Raw genomic sequence first — 20,368 nt, forward strand, 5'->3', positions numbered from 1 at the left:
CCGGCCAGTCAGCCAGGTTTTAACTGAGAAAGAAGCCTTAAAATTTAAAAATCCGACAATGACCCTTCCTTATCTCCAGGTGAGTTGTAACAGCGATACACCCTGGCGGGGCAGTTGCAGCTGAATTACCGCCTGACCATTTTTTATCCTGACTGTTTTCGGGCTTTCGAGCATGGCCAGCTGACCTGCTTTTTCCAGTTCTTTAATTTGTGCTTGACTTGGTTGTTGTGGTGATCCCATTTTCTTCCAGACCTCATAAGAATTGCTGTGTTGGTCATCAATCCGGTAATGGGTGAGCAGGGCTTTTTTAGCCGGTATATTTTTGATGCTTACAGATACCGGTGAAGCAGGTGCGGGCAGGTCTTCATCATGGTAGTTCCATACCATTACACTGGCAGTTTTGTTTTCATAACTGGCCAATGCATTTATATCTGCTTCTCTTCTCACACTTGAATCACGTACACGCAAAAAATCATAAGCCATATTACCACTTACTTCCACTCTTTGTCCGCCCATCTTTCCATACATCCTGAATACATTCAATACCGGTTTATCAACCCCATTGGTGGCCAGGTCGCGAAAACCATGGAACCAGGGCTGATCCTCAAATTCAAAAGCCCATGAAACGGCACCAATAAAATTTATTTTATAATAATCTGCCAGTTCATATTTACGTGCAAACGCAGCTGCTGTATAACTGGAGAACATGGTTCCGTTTCTATAGGCATTTTCTGGATTGGTATGCATACCACAGGCCGCACATCCTTCGGGGTCAGACTCACCAATGATGATTGGCAAGTGTTTTAATTCGGGAAAAGAAGACACCAGCTCAAAACCATTGTTTACTGCTCTTAATTGGGTACCGAGGTTCATTCTCACATGGCCTCTTACTACACTGGGTGCTCCTTTTGCATGAAACGTAATAAAATCGAGCGGCGCACCAATTTTACCGGTGGCATAATTGGTATCTCTTAAAGTATGCTGCAGAAAGCCCTCAAGTAACCGGTAACCCGATAAACGACCTAAGGGGCCTGTACCATCTACACCACCCACTTTGGCAGAAGGCAATGCTCTTTTAATGGCATCGGCTGTATAATCGTATAATTTGAAAAACTCCTGTCTGGTGCCTCTCCAGTAAGCAAGGTCGGGTTCGTTCCAGAGTTCCCAATACCATGTGTCTACTTCTTCTTTGCCATAACGTTCAACGGAATGTTTTACCCATTCATATACCAATGCGGCCCATTTCTTATAATCTTTGGGAGGATAGGCCCAACCGGTATAAATATTTCCATAAGGATCACCGGGTTTCCAGTTATGGCGGTAAGGTTCTGGTTTGGTAGAAAGTGCCTGTGGCATAAAACCTACTTCTGCCATGGGTTTGATGCCTCTGGCGAGGTAGGTATCAAAAATACTGTCTACAATTTTCCAGTTATAAATAGGATTGCCGTTGGCATCTTCTGTATACGCATTGGTAGAACCCCATTTAAAAGATGCTGACCCATCGCCTGTAGTGAGCATATTGTGTGCACGAAAATAGACTGGTACCGATGGTTTGATTTGACCAAGTTCCGTCAGTAATTTTTTTCCGTCTTTCATGTACGCATAGTTGGGTTCATCGCAACCAAACCAGGCCCATACAGGTTCCATTTTTCCTTTTACTTTGTTAATATCTACTTGGATGGAAACAGGCTGCTGTGCCTGTATGTTTTCAAAACAAAGCAGGATCAAGAATAAGAGTGGAACGATTTTCTTTTGCATAGAATGGTATGGTGATATTAAAATCGTCAAAATGACACTTATAAATATATTTAATCGGTCAGTAATCAATAATACCCGGCAAGGAGTGGGTATTATTGATTACTGTACGATCCGATAAATAGGTGGAGGGTACTCAGACTTTAAGCGTCAGAAACTGGTCGTGTATATAATCCACCACATCTACCAGGTTCTGGTTTTTATTGAATACAGACAGTTGTCTGTCGGCCCCGGTTCCATGTTCAAATATCCTGGATACATAATTCAGGGCCTGTCGGCTTCCCAGATCATCTGCTACATCATCTACAAAATCAAGTAATTCCATGATGAGTGTTTTGGTATCGGCTTCGCTTTCTTTTCCAAAATCAATCAGTGTTCCATCAATACCATACCTGCTGGCGCGCCATTTATTTTCATTAATCAGTGAGCGCTGATACATCATGAAATTAAGGTTCTGTGTCCTGAGTTTATAAATCTTGGCACAAATGGCCTGGAACAGGGCAGCGATGGTAATGGTTTCATTGATGGTCATGGGTACATCACAAATCCGGAACTCAACCGTGTTGAAGAAAGGGTGTACGCGTATATCCCACCAGATCTTTTTTGCATTATCAATGCAATTGGTTTTGATGAGCAGGTTCACATAGCTTTCGTAGGCTTCAATGCTTTCAAAAAAATCAGGAATACCTGTTCTCGGGAATTTGTCGAATACTTTGGTGCGAAATGATTTATAACCCGTTTTTCTTCCTTCCCAGAAAGGAGAATTGGTACTGAGTGCATATACATGCGGTAAAAAATACCTTGCCGTATTGGCTATATGAATGGCCATCCTGCGGTCTTCCATACCCACGTGCACATGTAATCCAAAAATGAGGTTACTGCGTGCGGCTTCCTGTAGTTCATTTACAATCTGGTTATAACGAACATGATCGGTAATCAATTGGTTTTCCCAATGACTGAAAGGGTGCGTTCCGGAAGCACCAACCCACAAACCCAGTTCGCCCGCTACATTGGCAATGGTACCACGTAAAGCCGCTACATCATTAAAGGCTTCTTCAATATCGCGGCAAATATCTGTACCTACTTCTACCACAGCCTGGTGCATCTCGGCTTTTACTTTGTCTTTCAGGATTTTTTGTCCTTCCAGTACTATTTTTTGCTCATGACTTTTTAATTCCCGGGTATGGGGGTCGATCACCATGTATTCCTCTTCCACACCTAAAGTAAAATGCGAATAATTCATATGTCCCATCAGATGAGTTTTTGTTTGGCACTGCTGCGTTTGATGTATTCACCCCAGGTGAGGTTATCGGCTCCGTCTTTCTGCGCCTGTGCTTTTTCAATGGCGTAAGTAGCAGCGGTTTCCACTACCCAGTCGAAATTTTCCTGACCCACACTTTTAAGATCGGCATCGGGAGCAGGGTTACAGAAATCGATGGCATAAGGAACACCATCGCGGAGTGCAAGTTCTACGGTATTAAAATCATAACCAAGGTAACGGTTGATGCGTAGCACAATATCTTCCATTTGTTTGAGTCGTTCAGCCGAAGGTTTAAAATCGGCCACATAGCGTAAATGATGAGGATTGCGGGGCTCATAAGACATGATGCGTACATATTTACCACCAATGCAATAACAACGATAATATTCTTCAAAAACAATTTCTTCCTGTAACAGCATTACCAGTTCACCTGTTTCACTGTGTTTCTCGAAGAAGTCTTCCATGCTGGTGAGTTTGTATACATTTTTCCATCCACCACCTGCAAAAGGTTTCATATAGGCAGGGAAACCCACATAACCGAAAATGCCATCCCAGTCTAATGGGTAAGCCAGGTTGCTGAACGACTGATCAGAAGTATCTGCAGGCAGATCGCGTGATGGCAGGATCACTGTTTTGGGAACAGGAACATCTATTTTGGTGGCGAGGCAATTATTAAAAAATTTTTCATCGGCACTCCACCAGAATGGATTGTTGATAACGGCAGTACCACAGAGGGCTGCATTTTTCAGAAAAGCCCTGTAAAAGGGTACATCCTGACTGATGCGATCTACAATCACCGCATAACCACTAGCTTCACCCTGCATCACTTTATCGATCCGAACAGGTTCGGCAGTAATACCCGGAATATTTTTACTATTGATACGCTCCACAAAGGCCATGGGAAAACTTCTTTCCTGCCCGAACAAGATGCCAATCTTTTTCATATGTCAGTAGTTTGGTGTGATTTGTCTTCAATTTAATTAGAATTTTTTGAATTTGAGTCCGAAAGTCGGGAAGTCCGAAAGTCCGTGAGACAGGAAGTCCGATAGAAAGATTATTGTGAAGTGAAATGCTTCGCACTTTCCGACTTTCGGACTTTCGGTCTTCCCGTCTTCCTCAGTTTCCCCTATTTTTGAAACATGACCGAAGTGAGAACTGAATCGAGCCTGACGGCGATTTGTTTAACCCAGCACCTGTTTCATTCCGAATACCTTGAACGGGAAGTAACAATTGATGTTTATCTGCCGCTGCAATACCAGCCACATGAACAACTGAGTCTGCTGTTGATTAATGACGGACAGGATCTTGCCAAAATGCCTTTCGATGAAATATTGGATGGACTGACAGCGGAAGGAAAGATTACTCCGATGATTTGTGTGGCCATTCATTGTGGCCCAGACAGAAAAATGGAATACGGTACGGCTTATGCAGCCGATTATAAAGGAAGGGGTGCAAAAGCAGGGTTGTACACCAAATTTATTTTTGATGAACTGCTCCCTTTTATCCGCAAAACCTGTCAGATTCCCTCTTTTAAAGACAAGTCATTTGCAGGGTTTTCACTGGGTGCATTGAGTGCAATGGATATTGTGTGGAACCATCCGAGTGAGTTTAACCGTGTAGGTATTTTCAGCGGTTCATTGTGGTGGAGAAGAAAAGGATATGAAGATGGATATGAAGATGAAAAAGACAGGCTGATGCATTTACAGGTTCGAAAGGGCGCTTTCTATCCATGGCTCAAAACATTTATTCAATGTGGTTTATTGGATGAAGCGGAAGACAGAAATAAAAATGGTGTAATCGACAGTATCGATGATGCACTTGATCTGATTATAGAACTGAAAGCCAAAGGCTACACAGACGAACATATTCATTACCTCGAACTCGAAGATGGCAAACATGATGTAGCTACCTGGGCGAAAGCCTTTCCGGAATTTTTGAAATGGGGATGGGAGAAATAAGGAATAAGAAATCAGGAATCAAGAATCAGGAATATTTTTTGAGCGTTAACAATAAACGTAATCGCTGTCGAGTTCCCCATATTGACTATTGACTATTGACTATTGACTATTGCCAAAAAAAAGCCACCCGAAAACGGATGGCTTTTTTATTATCAGGAATGTCTCTGATTAGAAGTTGAATCTCAGACCTAACTGGCTGATCCATCTTGCAGCATAAGCAGCATTGGTCGTAGTGCTTATGTTGTATGGAGTTCTGATATTAGGATTGAAACGGAACTGTGGAGTAAAATTGGTAGCACTTACATAACCTGCAAACTGTAATAACTGGAAGTTATCGTTGTTCATGAAGTAAGTACGTCCCCAATTTCTGCTCAACATGTTACCAAAGTTAAATACATCGTATGTTAACTGGAACTGGTAACGTTTATTACCGATTTTCAGGTTGAAATCCTGGGCAATTTTCAGGTCAACGATATTCGTGAAAGGAAGACGGCTGCCGTTTCTTTCTGCGAATTTACCACGGTTGCCTCTCAGGTATTTATCGTTCATGATATAAGCTTCCAAAGCATCTTTTTGTGCCTGTGGAGAAGCAGTTACACCACCACCTGTAACAAAAGTCATAGCAGCTAATTCAGCCGAAGTTGGAATGTAGATAAGGTCGTTGGTACCACCTGTACCGTCATCACGTACCATTGATCCAACACCATTTACATAACTGAATGGGTTGCCAGACTGGCCAGTATAAGCTAAAGTAATTGTGGTAGCCAGTTTTTTATTGGCATATTCAAATTTCTTGCTCAGGTATGCAAAAATTCTGTGACCTGCACTGAAATCTGAAGTAGAACGTGTGATGAAGTTACGGCCGTTAACAGTTTCCATAAATCTCCACTGACTCAGGTTCACAGAGCTGGTACCATCGTTGATAGCAGTTGAGTTACCAAATGTGTAGTTGAAATCAAATGCAAAACCATTGCGTGCACGCTTAGAAACAGTAACGGTGAAATTGTAACCAAAACCTTTAGGGCCATCGTTGTTGCTTAACAGGATAGCATTATCATAAGGGTTTGATCCATCAACATTCAAAGGAATACGAGCGTTATTGGTGGTAGGATATACATTTCTACTACCCGGTGCTACAGATACGCCAATAGGAGGAAGCAGGTTGATATTGGTATAGTAGATCTCATTCATGTTCTGGGTGAAGATACCTTCAAGGGTACCAGACCAGCCATTACCGAATTTCTTATCTACAGCCAATGAAGTTCTGAATACTTTAGGTGTGCTGAATTCAGCAGCAGTCAGGTTCAAAGGTCCTTTTGTGATACCGGCACCTACTTCAGCAGGTGTCCACTGTCCGTTTGGATTAGCCCTGAAACGGATGGTATTCAGTTGAGTGGCATTGGCAGTATAACCCCCTACGAAAATACCGTTGTTCTGGAAAATACCACCTGGCCATACCAGTGGGATACGACCTACAAACATGCCCAATCCACCACGTAACACGAGGTTTTCTTCAGGTATCTTGTAGGTAAATCCAAATCTTGGAGAGAAGGCAATAGGTACTTTTGGAGCCTGACCTGAGCGTGCACCTTTGAGATCGTAATACTGTGCAAATTTAGGAATGGCTACAGTGTTTGTATAACCATCTTCCCAGGGTTTGCTCAGCACTTTGAAATAGTCTGCTCTTAAACCAAAACTCAAGGTAAGGTTATCAGAAGCCCTCATTTCATCGTTGATGAACAATGAACCTTTGGCCATCATGAATTTTGCTGCAGCAGCGGTGTTGTCACCTTTACCCGCATCAACATTGGAGAAACCAAAAGTATAGGCCTGAGGTCTTGCATTGGTCAGAAAATCGTTGAGGTTTGAATAGGTATAGTTACCAAAAGTGTTCTGAATAAATGCATTGTATACATTGTTAAACTCCCAGTCAACACCTGCTTTCAGTGAATGTTTGCCCAAAGTAAATTTGAACTCATCATACACCGACCAGTTTTTCTGGGTTAACAGGTTTACGGTTGAACTGTTATCAGGTCCGAATACCAATGCACCAGAACCATCATTGATACGAACACGTGGGAAATCCTGACCAATCGGGCTACGGTCATCCAGTACATCGGTGAAAGTGATCAGAAATTTATTACTTGAACTTTTGCCTACCAGACTTTTCAATTCGGCAGAAGTTGAATTGGTTCTGGTTGGGAAACGGTGTCCGTTGTTATAAAAGTTAATAATACCGGTCCCGCTGCTAGAAGTATTTAAGCGCTCTGCTTTAGTATAACGGTTACTCACCGATAATTTATGTCTGTCGCTGATATTCCAGTCAACACGGGCAGTAATACGATCGGCAGATACTTCTTCAGTATTGTCCAAGAAACCACCGGGTTCATAGCCATAATTGGTTCTCAATGTATTTGCCAATGCATTAATTGCGGCAAGTCCGGTAGTTCCATTGGTATTACCGGCATACTGACTGAAATTAAATGGCTGCGGACGTACATCTCTCTGCAGGTCTACGTTGATGAAGTAGAACAATTTATTTCTTGTGATGGCGCCACCTACACGGAAACCATAGGTTTTCTTAGAGAAATTGGCCAGTCTTGTAGCGGCAGATTTTAAACCTGTTGGTGTTTTACCAGCCAGTTTTTCGTTCTGTAAGAAATAGTAAACAGAACCTTCTGTTTTATTGGTACCTGAACGGGTAATGGCATTGATACCACCACCAACGAAGTTACCCAGTGAAGCATCAAATGGAGAGATCACAACCTGAAACTGGTCAACCGCATCAATTGAAATTGGAGCAATAGCAGCCTGGCCACCATTGGTACCTGATGCAGAAAGACCAAACACATCATTATTCACGGCTCCGTCTACATAAAATGAATTGTAGCGGTTATTTTGACCGGCAATGGTAACAGCACCTTCAGCAGCACCCAGTTTAGCCTGGGGAACAGCACGCAGGTAATCGTAAATATTACGACCTACGGTTGGAAGGTTAGCCATTTTGTCGCGGCCAATCAATGTTTCAGAACCACCTTTACCCGAAGCTTCAGTTGTTCTGCGCAATGCAGTTACTGTTACTTCACCAAGGTTGTTGCTTTTAGGAGCCAGCGCAACATCTAATTTAAAAGACTCACCCAGGCTCAGGTAAATCTCTGTTTTCTTCTCATTCGCATAGTTTACGAATGTAACTTCAACTGAATATGGACCACCGGGGTTCATATTGCTGATGTCGAAACGACCACCTGTACGGCTTTGAACACGATAAACGGTACCGGTAGGCTCATGGGTTGCTGTTACGGTTGCACCAATCAGGACTTCACCTGTATTGGTTTTTACTGTACCACTCATGCTACTGGTGGTGTTCTGTGCCAGGGTTAGTACCGGCATCAGTAAAACCGCAATTACAAATTGCAAGAGTCTTTTACTTAGCATAATGTTAATTTTTCAAGTGCAAAGAAAATGAATTATTAGCTTAGATATTCAACAGAATGTTAACAAAATATTGTCAGAATGGGCATTTCAGGCCATTTGTCTAATCTTGTTCGGCTTTTTAGAGAGAAATCTTGTTTTTTATTCAAAATCCGGCGATTGTAGTCAAAAAATAACCCTGATTCCCAAATAGGTAAACCTGTTTGGTGCATCGGGCGTAATTTTGCACCGATGGAACAGTTTATACTTAACAGGATTGAGGATGCCATTGAGGACATCCGTGAAGGTAAAATGGTGATTGTAGTAGATGATGAGGACCGCGAAAATGAAGGTGATTTTATCATTGCAGCACGTCATGCCACACCAGAAGTCATCAATTTCATGAGCAAGGAAGGACGAGGACTGATTTGTGCCGCCCTTACCGAAGAACGTTGTAAAGAGTTGGATCTCAGCCCAATGGTAAGCTCCAATACCTCTTTGCATGAAACCGCTTTTACGGTTTCGGTAGACCTGATTGGTCAGGGTACCACCACCGGTATATCAGCCCATGACCGCTCTAAAACCGTTTTGGCGCTTATTGACCCCAACACCAAACCGGCCGATTTAGGGAGGCCCGGACATATCTTCCCTCTCAGGGCAAAAGATGGCGGTGTGCTCCGCAGAACCGGTCATACGGAAGCTACAGTTGACCTGGCCAGACTTGCCGGACTCGAACCTGCGGGTGTATTGGTAGAAGTGATGAACGAAGATGGTACGATGGCCCGGTTACCACAATTGATGGAGATCGCGAAAAAATTTGCCCTGAAAATTATTTCTATCAAAGACCTGATTGATTATCGCATGAAACGCGACTCGCTCATTGAAGAGCTGGTACGCGTAGATATGCCCACCAAATATGGCCAGTTTGAACTGGTGGCATTCAAAGAAAAAACAAGTGGGGGAGAACACCTGGCACTGGTAAAAGGTACATGGAAAGAAAATGAAGCAATACTTACACGTGTACACAGCAGTTGTTTTACGGGCGATATTTTAGGAAGTTTTCGGTGCGATTGTGGTGAACAGTTGCAAAAAGCCATGAAGATGGTGGAAGCAGAAGGAAAGGGTGTAATACTTTATATGAACCAGGAAGGACGTGGTATTGGATTGATCAATAAATTGAAAGCCTATAAGCTGCAGGAAGAAGGGATGGATACGGTGGAGGCCAACCTGCACCTTGGTTTTGGAATGGATGAACGCGATTATGGTGTGGGGGCACAGATATTACGTAAGCTCGGTATTTGCAAGCTCAAACTCATGAGTAATAATCCCCGTAAACGTGCGGGCTTAAAAGGGTACGGACTTGAAATAGTTGATATAGTTCCCATTGAAATTGCGCCCAATCCGCACAACGAAAAATACCTGAAAACAAAGAGAGATAAATTAGGGCATGAGATACTGGAGGAAGATGGATGATTTTTTGATGTCAAATCTCAGATGTCAGATTTGATTTTTAAATCTGACATCTGAGATCTGACATCTTTTTATCTTCTTCCCTGACCGTATTCCTGCTCTTCTTTCTCGTGTTCCTTATCGTAGGCTCTGATGATGGCTTTAACGAGTCTGTGACGAACCACATCTTCTTCATTTAATGCTATATGTGCAATGCCATCTATCTGCTGCAGAATACGTGTGGCTTTTTCAAGACCACTTCGCTGGTTTCTTGGCAAATCAATCTGCGTTGGATCACCTGTAATGATGGCTTTTGCATTGGCACCAATACGTGTGAGGAACATTTTTAACTGGAGATCATTGGTATTCTGGGCCTCATCAAGAATAATAAAAGCATTGTCGAGCGTACGTCCGCGCATATAGGCCAATGGTGCAATTTCAATGGTACGGGTACTCATATAATACCCAAGTTTATCGGCGGGAATCATATCATCCAGTGCATCATATAAGGGACGCAGGTATGGATCAATCTTTTCTTTGAGGTCGCCGGGAAGAAAACCCAAACTTTCGCCTGCTTCTACCGCCGGACGTGTAAGAATGATTTTCTTCACCAGTTTATTTTTTAATGCACGAACCGCCAATGCTACTGCTGTATAGGTTTTACCTGTACCTGCAGGACCAATGGCAAAAACGATATCGTTCTTGTCTGCCGCCAATACCATTTTTTTCTGGTTCTGTGTGCGGGCACGAACGGTTTTGCCATTTGGACCAAAGACCAGGATATCATTGGGATTGCGATCTACAAAATTATCAACCGTTTCAGCATCATCTCCTCCTAAAATCTGTTCAAAATAATTTTCGCTGAGATGGCCGTTTCTTTCGAGGTACTGAATAATAAGATCGATTTTTTCTTTTGCTGATTCAATCTGTTCCGGGGCCCCGCTCAGTTTAATTTGTGTCCCGCGGGAGAGGATCTTTAATAATGGGAATTTCTTTTTCAGCAAATCTAACTTTCCGTTGTTTACACCAAAGAATTCGATGGGGTTAACGGTTTCGAGGTTAATGATTGTCTCTGTCAAATCTGTTTCTGTTTTAGGTTCACGGAATCATGGAATACTTAACCAAACCATCCTTCTCAAATTTAATTTGTTATGTATGAGAATTCCTAACAATTATTATGCACAGGTGTGGATAGGTTAGTCTCCCAAATTTCCTGAATTGCCTTACAGGGTGGTGTGAAGATTGTGTGAAGTTTTGCGACTTTGCTGGCATGAGTGGTGAATGGTCAATGGTGAATTCTGTCTACGAACCATTCACCATTCACCCAATTCACCCTCTACAATGCTTTCAACGCTGCAATAGTAGCAATTGGGTCTTTTGAACGAAAAACGGTATTACCTGCAACCAGTACATCGGCGCCGGCATTGAGGATCGATTTGGCATTATCAAGTGTTACGCCTCCGTCTATTTCAATATGTGTGTGCAGGTTCTTATCTGTAATCATTTTTCTGAGTGTACGGATTTTTTCCAGTGTTTGTGGAATGAATTGCTGCCCGCCAAAACCAGGATTCACACTCATCAGACAAACCAGGTCAATATCGTGCAGTACATCGGCCAGTAAATGAACAGGGGTATGCGGATTCAATGCAACACCTGTTCTCATACCCAGCGACTTTATCTGTTGCAGGTTCCGGTGCAGGTGTGTACATGCTTCGTAGTGTACAGTAAGAATATCTGCACCCGCTTTTTTAAATGCTTCAGCATAATTGCCGGGCTCCACAATCATAAGGTGTACATCACAGATTTTAGTAGTGGCTTTCCTGATATGCTCAATTACAGGTAAACCAAAACTTATATTGGGCACAAATGAACCATCCATTACATCGAGGTGAAACCAGTCGGCCTTGCTCTCATTAAGCATGGCACAGTCTTTATGCAAATTTAAAAAGTCGGCACTCAGTAAGGAGGGGGCAATAATGGGCATAATTGAAGATTAAAGTTGCAAAACTGCTGTATTTTAATGGCCTTTACGAATATTTTATTGCACAATTTTTTTCTTAATCACCCAGTCGCTTTAAAGCCTCATTGGCTTCTTTGATACCGGGGTCCAATACCAATGCTTTCTGGTATTGTAATATGGCTTTATCTTTTTCACCCTTTGTTTCAAAACATTTAGCAAGCCAGTAACTGGCATCGGCATAAGTGGGTCTTATTTCCAGTGCTTTTTCAAAAATGCTGATCGCTTTGTCAGTCTGTTTTGTATCGTATAACAGGAACCCTTTCTCCATATAGGCTTCCATGTACTGGTAATCATTGCCAATGCAACGGTCGAAAGAAGCCATGGCTTTTACAAGATCGCCTGTTCTCGCAAAATAAACACCTTTTATAAAGCTGGCATGCGCCAGGTATTCACGCCCCAGCCTAAGCGATTCCACTTCATCGCAAATGGCTATGGCCTGCCTATTCTTTTTTTCAGCCAATAAGTTGGCCATACTGAGTAATGCATCGGGGGAGGGATAGATACGGACCGCCATCTGGTAACTTTGCAATGCCATGGCTGTATCCATTGCCTTTTCACTTAATTGAGCCTTATGAAACCAGATACCAAAATTGGCACTGTCTCTTTTTATCAAAGAATCCATCTGCGCCAATGCAAATGATAATGCGCCTGCACTGTCGAGTGCATTTACCAGTTGTACCCTTGGTGAAATGCTGTCGGGGTGCTGGTTTACTGCCTTGTAGAGGGCTTCTGCTTCGGCAGGTATTTCAACTTCTTTTTGTACCTGCTTTTTTTCTTCCTGCTGGCAGGCTGCTAATAAAAACAATAATAGTGCCGGTATCCATTTCATACTGCAAACATACAGCAGCAGCAGCTTTTCAATCAGGTATACCTGTTGTAAGCTTGTGAAAAAAGGAACCTGCTGTTTCGTGGCTTATAAAATTCCTCATTCAATGACAATTCTTTGACAATTGAAGCGGTTGATTCTAAATACTTTTGCGCCAGATTTTTTTGTATGAAAAGAATAATATCAACTACACTATTGCTCATCGTTACCGTTACAGTAGCTATGGCTCAGCCTTCTTTTAGTGATAGCGTCCATTTTGCTGGTGAAAAACATTTCAGGAATGTTCAGCAACTCACTTTTGGCGGCGACAATGCAGAAGCCTATTGGAGTTATGATGGAAAATATATCATCTTTCAGAAAACCTATGCCAAAGAAGGAATTCCCTGCGACCAGATTTATATTGGTAAAGTGCCCACTGCCCCGGGTGAAAAATTCTCACCAAAACTGGTAAGTACAGGCAAGGGCAGAACTACCTGTGCCTATTTTTTACCCGATGGTAAACATATTATTTATGCTTCAACACACCTGGGAAGCAGCGAATGTCCGCCTACACCCGACCGGGCTAAATATGGTAACCGTTATATCTGGCCTCTCTATAGCAGCTATGATATTTTTATGGCCGATACCAGCGGAAAAATTGTAAAGCAGCTTACTACGGCAAAGGGTTATGATGCTGAAGCAACCCTTTCGCCCGACGGAAAAAAAATGATCTATTGCAGCGATAAAGATGGCGACCTCGAATTATATGTGATGGACCTGGCAAGTGGAAAAGAAAAAAGAATCACCAATATACTTGGTTACGATGGAGGTGCATGGTTTAGTCCCGATGGAAAAAAGATAGTATGGAGAGCCAGCAGACCAAAGACCGATGCGGAGATCAAAGAATACAAAGAGTTACTTGCAGAAGGTTTGGTGGCACCCACCAATATGGAAGTATGGGTAGCCAATGCTGATGGGTCTGATGCAAAACAGGTGACCAGTCTTGGCCAAGCCAACTGGGCTCCCAACTTTACACCCGATAGTAAAAATATTATTTTTTGCAGCAATCATGAGTACAAAAGAGGATTCCCCTTCAATATGTACCTGACCGATATCAATGGAAAAGGATTGGAAAAAATCAGCCGGGATAAAGGGTTTGATGCTTTTCCAATGTTTAGTCCGAATGGAAAGAAAATTATTTTTGCTTCCAACAGAAACAATGGAGGTACAAGAGATACCAATCTGTTCATAGCAGACTGGACTGAATGATGTTTACTATGAGAATCCATTCAAGGCGGGTCTGCTAGACCCGCTTTTTTTATGGGTAGGGTTCATAAAATCTTCATCTCTGAGCTGCCGGAGCTTTCCTACATTTGATTCTTACTAATGAACCTTCCAATGAAACGGGTATTTCTTTTACTGTTTGTTGCAGTTACAGTTTCCGGTAATGCACAAGAAAATCAATCCTCAATGTCTTTTGCCAAAAACCCTGTGGTGGCCCATCGCGGCGCTTTCAAAGCGAAAACCCTGCCTGAAAATTCAATTGCGGGGTTGAGAAGTGCTATTGGTATGCACTGTACAGGATCTGAATTTGATGTTTGGATGACGGCTGATGATTCGCTTGTAGTAAACCATGATCCTAAATTTCATGAACTACCTATTGAACAAACTAAGTATGCTGATCTTTTACAGTTTACTTTATCGAATGGCGAAAAAATTCCAACCCTTCATGAATATCTTTCCGAAGGGTTAAAGAACAATAAGGAAACCCGGCTGGTACTGGAAATCAAGCCTTCAACGATTAGTAAAGAAAGAGGTAGAATAGTAGCTGAGAAAGCATGGAAACAGGTACAGGCATTGAAAGCTTCATATGCAACGACCTATATCAGTTTCGATCTCGGTATACTCACACGTATTTTAGAACTGGAACCTAAAGCACCTACGCAATATTTAAATGGTGATAAAACACCCGAAGAATTAAAAGCATTGGGTATTATCGGAGCGGATTATCATTTCAGTATCTTCAAAAAAAATCCCGACTGGATTGAAAGCGCCCGAAAAAACGGAATCATTCTCAATACATGGACAGTGAATAGTAAAGAAGATTTGCAGTGGGCACTTGATAATCGTTTTGATTTTATCACTACCAATGAACCCGAGCTGTTATTTGAGTTGTTGAAGGGACGATAGTTAATAGTCGATGGTCTATAGTCCATAGTATAACTCTTATCATGGACTATGGACCATCGACTATCAGCTATTCACTACTTTCCCTATCTTGCAACAACTAAAAACAAAACACATGGATACCGGACTGCTTCATTTACACAACCTTCTTCGCTGGGTGATATTAATTTTATTAATTGTTTCTATTGCCAAAGCCTGGAGTGGATGGCAAAACAAAAAAGTATTTTCTCCTGCCGACAAAAAAACATGGTTGTTTACCATGATTGCAGGGCATACTACATTACTGCTGGGCCTTTACCAGTGGGCCGCTGGGCGCTATGGTTTTTTTACCACCACTTTACCTGAAGGTATTAGTATGATGAAAGATAAGTTCTATCGCTTTTACTGGGTAGAGCATCCCTTAACCATGATATTGGCTATTGTGTTTCTTACATTGGCACATGGCATGTCTAAAAAATCAGTGAGCGATGAAATAAAATACAAAAAGGCATTTTTCTTTTTCCTGATAGCACTTTTACTCATCCTGGCAGGTGTACCCTGGCCTTTCAGAGGTGAGCCAATTGCAAGAGGATTGGTTCCGGGTATGTAATTAACTAATTTGGAAATGGGCTAATTTGAAAATGGGAGAAAGATACTCTTCCCTTTATTTCCAAATTAGCCCATTTCCAAATTTCCAAATTCAATAGCTATTTTGAAAACGGCAGCTTGATTTTATACCTGAACATCTTTCCAAACTGCTGCTCGAGTTTTAAAACTTCTTTTGTTTTCTTACTGATCCAGAAAATTTCTTTGTTGTTGGTATCGTCGTGTTCGAGTAACCAACAGTCTGCTTCTTGTCCGTCTAAGCCCGGTAATTTCCCGTTTCCGGTAACTGTATAAGCTACCCATTTAGGTTGTGAATATCCCGGGTCATAAAAATTAATCATAAACGTCCGGTTGTTTTGATAAGGGAGCTGAGGAAATACTTCCAGATCGAGGTGCCAGTTTAATGAATATTGTGTAAGTGCAGTATCAAATCCATCCCTGATTCTTTTTATTCTTGCAGCAGTATCTGCAGCTGTGATTTTTTTATCATTTATGCTTGCTTCTCCTGTCAGAAAATTATAACTCGTACTGCCTCTTTGTTTCCACCAGGACTGATGAAATAAAGTGCGAAAATCTTTTGCATCGGAAAAAGAGAGGGTGGTATGCATGATACTGTCTTTGTCTTCCCATACCTGTTTTATTTCAAAGGCATCTTTTCCCTGAAATTGTTTTTTTTCAATATGTCTCGACCAGATATTGAACATGGTTCGTGGGCTATCAGCTCCCATTTTAAAATATACCAGCCAGCGATGGGTGCCCGGTATCAGCACTTTTGTGTTCACCTGACCGGGCTTTATATAAACGGTATCTTTTTTCAGAGCGCTCACAGAAGTAAAAGGCAGAATAACTGCAAGTAGTGCAAATGTAATCGGGTTCATTTTTTTTATTGTAAATCTGTCCTTATTCTACCGTTTGATATTTGCTCATTAAATGCTTGGCCGATTCTGTTTAATCAATCCGGTAAAGTAATAAAAAAGGTATTCGTTGAAGAAAAACGATAATTCGTTGAATGGCGACGGGGCTGTTCTATTTCCTTGTAGCTTTGAGAGATGCAGTTCATCAGACAGAAATGGGATATAGCCCGTATACAGTGGGTTATCTGGGTATTGTTGTTTGGTATTAATGTACTGAATCTCCTTCATTTTGATACCCTGCTTCAATCAATGGGGTATTCTGTAATCATCATCAGTTCTTATATGGCGATTGTGTACGGTAATGCAGCCTTACTCATCCCCAGGTTATATATGCGTCAGCAAAAATTATTGTATGTTTTATTGGTATTGATCTTGTTGATTGCAGTTGCCTTGTATCGGTCAGGAACCTCATGGTGGTTCTATAACACTTATTACGCACCCAAACCACAGGATTTTCCCTGGACAAGTGTATTCGGTGCATTGGTATCGAGTGTGCTTATTTATTTTACCAGTGTACTTTTTTATATTGCACTCAGGTATTTTCACCTGCAAAAACAACAACAGGTTTTAGAGAAAAAACAGGTAGAGTCGGAGCTGAATTTATTAAAGGCACAGGTGCAGCCACATTTTTTATTCAATTCACTTAATAATATCTATTTCTATGCACAACGTGAGTCGCCGGTTACAGCGGCGATGCTTGAAAAACTGTCGCAGATCATGCGCTATTTTGTAGATGAGGCCCCAAAGGATATTATTTCTTTGCAAACCGAACTCTCCTTTATTCATAATTACATCGAGCTTGAGAAAACCAGGATGCGTTATCCTTTATCGGTGTCTGTTCAGGAAACAGGTAATACCACAGATGTTCAAATACCACCTATGCTGATTATTCCCCTGGTGGAGAATGTATTTAAACACGGTATTGATAAAAGAAGAGAAGATAATTTTATTGATATAAGCATTGAGAATGCAGAGCAGAAGCTGACAGTAACTGTTAAGAACAGGATTGCTGAAACCGGACCTAAGGAAGAGAGTGGGAAGGGACTGGATAACCTGAGAAACAGGATGCAGTTATTGTATGGAGACAAAAGTAGCCTCAAAGCTGAACCTGACGATGTATTAACTTATACGGCTATTTTAAGTATACCGCTATGAATACAAAAATCAGTTGTCTGATTATTGAAGATGAACCACCTGCCATGCAGTTGCTGGAAGACTATATCCGAAAATTACCAATGCTCGAGCTTAAAGGAAAATTCTACGATGCCATCGAGGCACTGGAATACCTGAAAAAGCAACCTGCAGATATTATTTTTCTTGACATCAACCTGCCTGGATTATCGGGTCTGGAGTTGGCAGAACTTATTCCCAAAGACCAGAAAATTATTTTTACCACCGCTTATGCTGAACATGCGCTGGATAGTTTTTCTTTTCATGTAATTGATTACCTGTTGAAGCCTGTTTCTTTTAAAAGGTTTCTGCAAGCTATTCAAAAGTTACAGTTACATGTTTCGCCCAGCCCTGTAAAAGAAATACAGTCGGCAAAACAAGATGAACTTTTATTTATTAAAACGGGAAGAACAGTTATCAGGATTCAGTTTTCTGATATTATTTATATCGAAGCGCATAAAGAGTACCTGTGTATTCATACCGGTCGGCAAAAACATCTCGTGTATAAACGAATGAAAGAAATGGCCGCATCCCTGCCTGACAGTTTCGTGCGAATACATAATTCTTATATCATAAACCTCCGGCATGTGCAAAAGCTGGGGCAGCAGCTGGTAGAAGTGGGAGGCAGGGAACTGCCGGTAAGTGCTGGCTATAAAGAGGCATTCCAGCAACATATTCAACAACACATGATGTAGAATTTTTAAAATACAGCTATGAAAACAATACTCTTTTTTATCAAAGCATGGTTATTGGTTGGTGTTTTAGATATTATAGCCGCAATGTTTTCTTTTTATTTGTCAACTGGTAAATCGCCTTTAATTGTATTGAAATTCATCGCAACCTCAGTACAAGGTGCTGAAGCTTATGCAGGAGGCACAACAAGTATATTACTGGGCCTGGCACTACATTTTTCAGTAGCATTTCTGTTTACCCTGTTTTTCTTCCTCATATATAAACCATTAAAATTAGATCGTTACAATAGCTACCTCACAGGCATCCTATATGGTATTTTTATCTGGCTGGTGATGAATAAACTTGTTTTGCCAATGACTTCGGTAAAACAGCAAGCTTTTCAATGGCTGGAGGCGGGCAAAGCAATGCTGATACTTGTTGCAATGATTGGATTACCACTTGCATTTATGCTGAAGAAAAGAAAAAATGGATGAACAGACAGGTTTTATACCTGAACCTTTTTCATTACTTCAATAAACTGTTTCATTTCATCCATGGTGCCCACACTGGCCCTTGCCCATTTGCCATTGATATAGTTGGAAGAACGGAGAAATATATTTTTCTGCAGCATATCGGCAGCAAAATCCCCGTTGTAATTAGGAATAGGGAAGAAGAGAAAATTGGTATAGGATTTTACCACATCAATCTTCATGGCTTTTAAAGCATTATAGGTAAAGTCTCTTGCGGCCGCATTTTTTTCTTTACTCAGTTTATGCCAGCCACTATCTTTAAGACTTGCAAGAGCGGCACTCATCGATAATGCAGACATAGCCATCTGTGTGCGGATAAAATAATTGTCTGCAAGGGGTTTAATCAAAGAAGCGTGTCCTATTACCCAGCCAATGCGCAAGCCGGCCATGGCATGAATTTTAGAAAAAGTGCCAATTACAAAAACTTTCGGATGTTTTTCAATTAACTGAAGCATGGATTCATTATCCGGTGCATCAAGAAAATCTACATAAGCCTCATCTACCGCTACATAGGCTTTCCTGGATGCTTCCATACAAAAACTTTTTAAAGAGGCGGGTGAAACGATTGTACTGCTGGGATTGGCAGGGTTACAAACATAAACCAGTGCCGTATCATCATCTACTTCTTTTAACATGGCAGGAAGATCATGTTTCTGATCAATCGTTAAGGGAACTTCCACCACTTTCTGCCCCAGCATTTTAGCAGTAGCAGGTAAGATGCCAAAAGTAGGATTGGCGGTAACCAGTTTGCCTTTATTGAAATGACGGGGCAATAGGCCCAATGCTTCTCCTGAGCCTGCTGTTATCAATACCTGATCCTCGTTTACACCATAATGTGCAGCGAGCTGTTTCTTGAAATCTTTAAGATTGGTATGATTGTATTGATAACGGTGAGCTTCGCCTAAAGCCGCCAGCAGGGCTTCTCTGGCTTTTGGTGAAATACCGTATGGGTTCTCGTTTGAACTCAGGTTAATTAATCCTTCTGCAGCACCATAGCTTCTTACAATTCCTTCCTCATTGCCCATGCCCAGTGATGGTAGTCTCAAGCCCATACCAATAGCAGCCATAGAACCAAACTTTAATAAATCGCGGCGATTGAATGATGCAGACATATGAAATTAATTTTCTGACCGAAAAGATACAAAAGATCGATGAGATTTTGCCACAGATTCATCCGCCCGGGACGAACGAATCTGTGACAAAAAATTATTTGTTCACCCTCGAAAATATCTTACTCACAATTTTCCATTCTCCGTTGATTTTGAGCATGTTCATATAATCGTATAATATGGCAGTTTCTGTTTCAATCTTGATTTTTGCATTGGCTGCACTGCCTTCGATATTCAGCGACTGAATACCTATGGTTCTTTTGCCCGGTCCGGTACCGGCTTTTACACGGGTAATATAGTCAGCAATAGGCACGTCTTTAAATTCGCCGGTATTGATATCTACATACTTCATAAAAGCACTCGGGTGAAAAGCTTTCTCAACACGGTCGCCCATTCCACTCATATAGTTTTCCAGACAGGCTTTTACACCGGCTTCTTCGGGGTTAGATTGTGCAGTGGCAAAATTTTGTAATAAGCAAAAGAGTAAAGTTGTTAATAAAAGACGTGAAAATTTTGTAGGCATAATTTGGGTTTTAATCCTA

The 20,368-nt window shown here is 41.5% G+C and carries 18 protein-coding genes; 8 read left to right on the forward strand and 10 right to left on the reverse strand.

The window, feature by feature from the left end:
- Nucleotides 1–69: 69 nt before the first annotated feature.
- The 3 genes from KXJ59_RS08360 to KXJ59_RS08370 all read right to left on the reverse strand — a co-directional run bounded on the left by KXJ59_RS08360 (nt 70) and on the right by KXJ59_RS08370 (nt 3,960).
- On the reverse strand, nt 70–1,758 hold the full coding sequence (locus tag KXJ59_RS08360; RefSeq protein WP_295203152.1) for a beta-xylosidase: 1,689 nt from the start codon (nt 1,756–1,758) through the stop codon (nt 70–72).
- A gap of 133 nt (nt 1,759–1,891) precedes the next feature.
- The gene (locus tag KXJ59_RS08365; RefSeq protein ID WP_295203157.1) at nt 1,892–3,007 is read right to left on the reverse strand and encodes a carboxylate-amine ligase; all 1,116 of its coding nucleotides are present in this window, start codon (nt 3,005–3,007) and stop codon (nt 1,892–1,894) included.
- Complete coding sequence (locus tag KXJ59_RS08370) at nt 3,007–3,960, reverse strand: hypothetical protein (RefSeq protein WP_295203160.1); 954 nt, start codon at nt 3,958–3,960, stop codon at nt 3,007–3,009. The genes KXJ59_RS08365 and KXJ59_RS08370 overlap by 1 nt, the downstream gene beginning before the upstream one ends.
- Nucleotides 3,961–4,155: 195 nt before the next feature.
- Between KXJ59_RS08370 and KXJ59_RS08375 the strand changes: the two genes are divergently transcribed.
- Nucleotides 4,156–4,974, forward strand: a complete 819-nt coding sequence (locus KXJ59_RS08375; protein ID WP_295203164.1) for an alpha/beta hydrolase-fold protein — start codon at nt 4,156–4,158, stop codon at nt 4,972–4,974.
- A gap of 168 nt (nt 4,975–5,142) precedes the next feature.
- On the opposite strand, the gene KXJ59_RS08380 is transcribed toward KXJ59_RS08375, so the two are convergent.
- On the reverse strand, nt 5,143–8,409 hold the full coding sequence (locus KXJ59_RS08380; RefSeq protein WP_295203172.1) for a carboxypeptidase regulatory-like domain-containing protein: 3,267 nt from the start codon (nt 8,407–8,409) through the stop codon (nt 5,143–5,145).
- A gap of 228 nt (nt 8,410–8,637) precedes the next feature.
- Between KXJ59_RS08380 and KXJ59_RS08385 the strand changes: the two genes are divergently transcribed.
- On the forward strand, nt 8,638–9,858 hold the full coding sequence (locus tag KXJ59_RS08385) for a bifunctional 3,4-dihydroxy-2-butanone-4-phosphate synthase/GTP cyclohydrolase II (protein ID WP_295203177.1): 1,221 nt from the start codon (nt 8,638–8,640) through the stop codon (nt 9,856–9,858).
- Nucleotides 9,859–9,926: 68 nt separating this feature from the next.
- Here the strand turns inward: KXJ59_RS08385 and KXJ59_RS08390 are convergent, their stop codons facing one another.
- The 3 genes from KXJ59_RS08390 to KXJ59_RS08400 form a co-directional block, all read right to left on the reverse strand.
- Complete coding sequence (locus tag KXJ59_RS08390; RefSeq protein WP_295203179.1) at nt 9,927–10,913, reverse strand: PhoH family protein; 987 nt, start codon at nt 10,911–10,913, stop codon at nt 9,927–9,929.
- Nucleotides 10,914–11,170: 257 nt separating this feature from the next.
- A complete protein-coding gene (gene rpe, locus KXJ59_RS08395) occupies nt 11,171–11,818 on the reverse strand; it encodes a ribulose-phosphate 3-epimerase (protein ID WP_295203189.1) in 648 nt (215 codons plus the stop codon).
- A gap of 73 nt (nt 11,819–11,891) precedes the next feature.
- A complete protein-coding gene (locus KXJ59_RS08400) occupies nt 11,892–12,683 on the reverse strand; it encodes a tetratricopeptide repeat protein (RefSeq protein ID WP_295203192.1) in 792 nt (263 codons plus the stop codon).
- Nucleotides 12,684–12,848: 165 nt separating this feature from the next.
- Here KXJ59_RS08400 and KXJ59_RS08405 point away from each other — a divergent pair, with 165 nt between their 5' ends.
- The 3 genes from KXJ59_RS08405 (at nt 12,849) to KXJ59_RS08415 (ending at nt 15,435) form a co-directional block, all read left to right on the forward strand.
- Nucleotides 12,849–13,928 carry a hypothetical protein gene (locus tag KXJ59_RS08405; protein WP_295203194.1) on the forward strand — a complete coding sequence of 360 codons (1,080 nt, stop codon included), beginning with the start codon at nt 12,849–12,851 and terminating at the stop codon, nt 13,926–13,928.
- A 201-nt stretch (nt 13,929–14,129) separates the two neighbouring features.
- A complete protein-coding gene (locus KXJ59_RS08410) occupies nt 14,130–14,849 on the forward strand; it encodes a glycerophosphodiester phosphodiesterase family protein (protein ID WP_295203195.1) in 720 nt (239 codons plus the stop codon).
- Between the two features lie 112 nt (nt 14,850–14,961).
- Nucleotides 14,962–15,435 (forward strand): hypothetical protein, encoded by a 474-nt coding sequence (locus tag KXJ59_RS08415; protein WP_295203200.1) that lies wholly within the window; start codon nt 14,962–14,964, stop codon nt 15,433–15,435.
- Nucleotides 15,436–15,532: 97 nt separating this feature from the next.
- Here KXJ59_RS08415 and KXJ59_RS08420 read toward each other — a convergent pair whose 3' ends face one another.
- On the reverse strand, nt 15,533–16,309 hold the full coding sequence (locus KXJ59_RS08420; RefSeq protein ID WP_295203202.1) for a hypothetical protein: 777 nt from the start codon (nt 16,307–16,309) through the stop codon (nt 15,533–15,535).
- A 171-nt stretch (nt 16,310–16,480) separates the two neighbouring features.
- Here KXJ59_RS08420 and KXJ59_RS08425 point away from each other — a divergent pair, with 171 nt between their 5' ends.
- From KXJ59_RS08425 to KXJ59_RS08435, 3 genes are read left to right on the forward strand one after another with little or no spacing between them, the layout of a single operon-like run.
- Nucleotides 16,481–17,500, forward strand: a complete 1,020-nt coding sequence (locus tag KXJ59_RS08425; RefSeq protein ID WP_295203204.1) for a histidine kinase — start codon at nt 16,481–16,483, stop codon at nt 17,498–17,500.
- Nucleotides 17,497–18,210 carry a LytTR family DNA-binding domain-containing protein gene (locus tag KXJ59_RS08430; RefSeq protein ID WP_295203207.1) on the forward strand — a complete coding sequence of 238 codons (714 nt, stop codon included), beginning with the start codon at nt 17,497–17,499 and terminating at the stop codon, nt 18,208–18,210. Before KXJ59_RS08425 ends, KXJ59_RS08430 begins: the two co-directional genes overlap by 4 nt.
- 18 nt (nt 18,211–18,228) lie before the next feature.
- On the forward strand, nt 18,229–18,681 hold the full coding sequence (locus KXJ59_RS08435; protein WP_295203210.1) for a hypothetical protein: 453 nt from the start codon (nt 18,229–18,231) through the stop codon (nt 18,679–18,681).
- An 11-nt stretch (nt 18,682–18,692) separates the two neighbouring features.
- Here KXJ59_RS08435 and KXJ59_RS08440 read toward each other — a convergent pair whose 3' ends face one another.
- Both KXJ59_RS08440 and KXJ59_RS08445 read right to left on the reverse strand, forming a co-directional pair.
- On the reverse strand, nt 18,693–19,829 hold the full coding sequence (locus KXJ59_RS08440) for a histidinol-phosphate transaminase (protein ID WP_295203213.1): 1,137 nt from the start codon (nt 19,827–19,829) through the stop codon (nt 18,693–18,695).
- Between the two features lie 94 nt (nt 19,830–19,923).
- Nucleotides 19,924–20,349 carry a nuclear transport factor 2 family protein gene (locus KXJ59_RS08445; RefSeq protein WP_295203214.1) on the reverse strand — a complete coding sequence of 142 codons (426 nt, stop codon included), beginning with the start codon at nt 20,347–20,349 and terminating at the stop codon, nt 19,924–19,926.
- Nucleotides 20,350–20,368 lie beyond the last annotated feature (19 nt).

The sequence above is a fragment of the Sediminibacterium sp. genome (assembly GCF_019264485.1).
Taxonomy (GTDB): Bacteria; Bacteroidota; Bacteroidia; order Chitinophagales; family Chitinophagaceae; genus Sediminibacterium.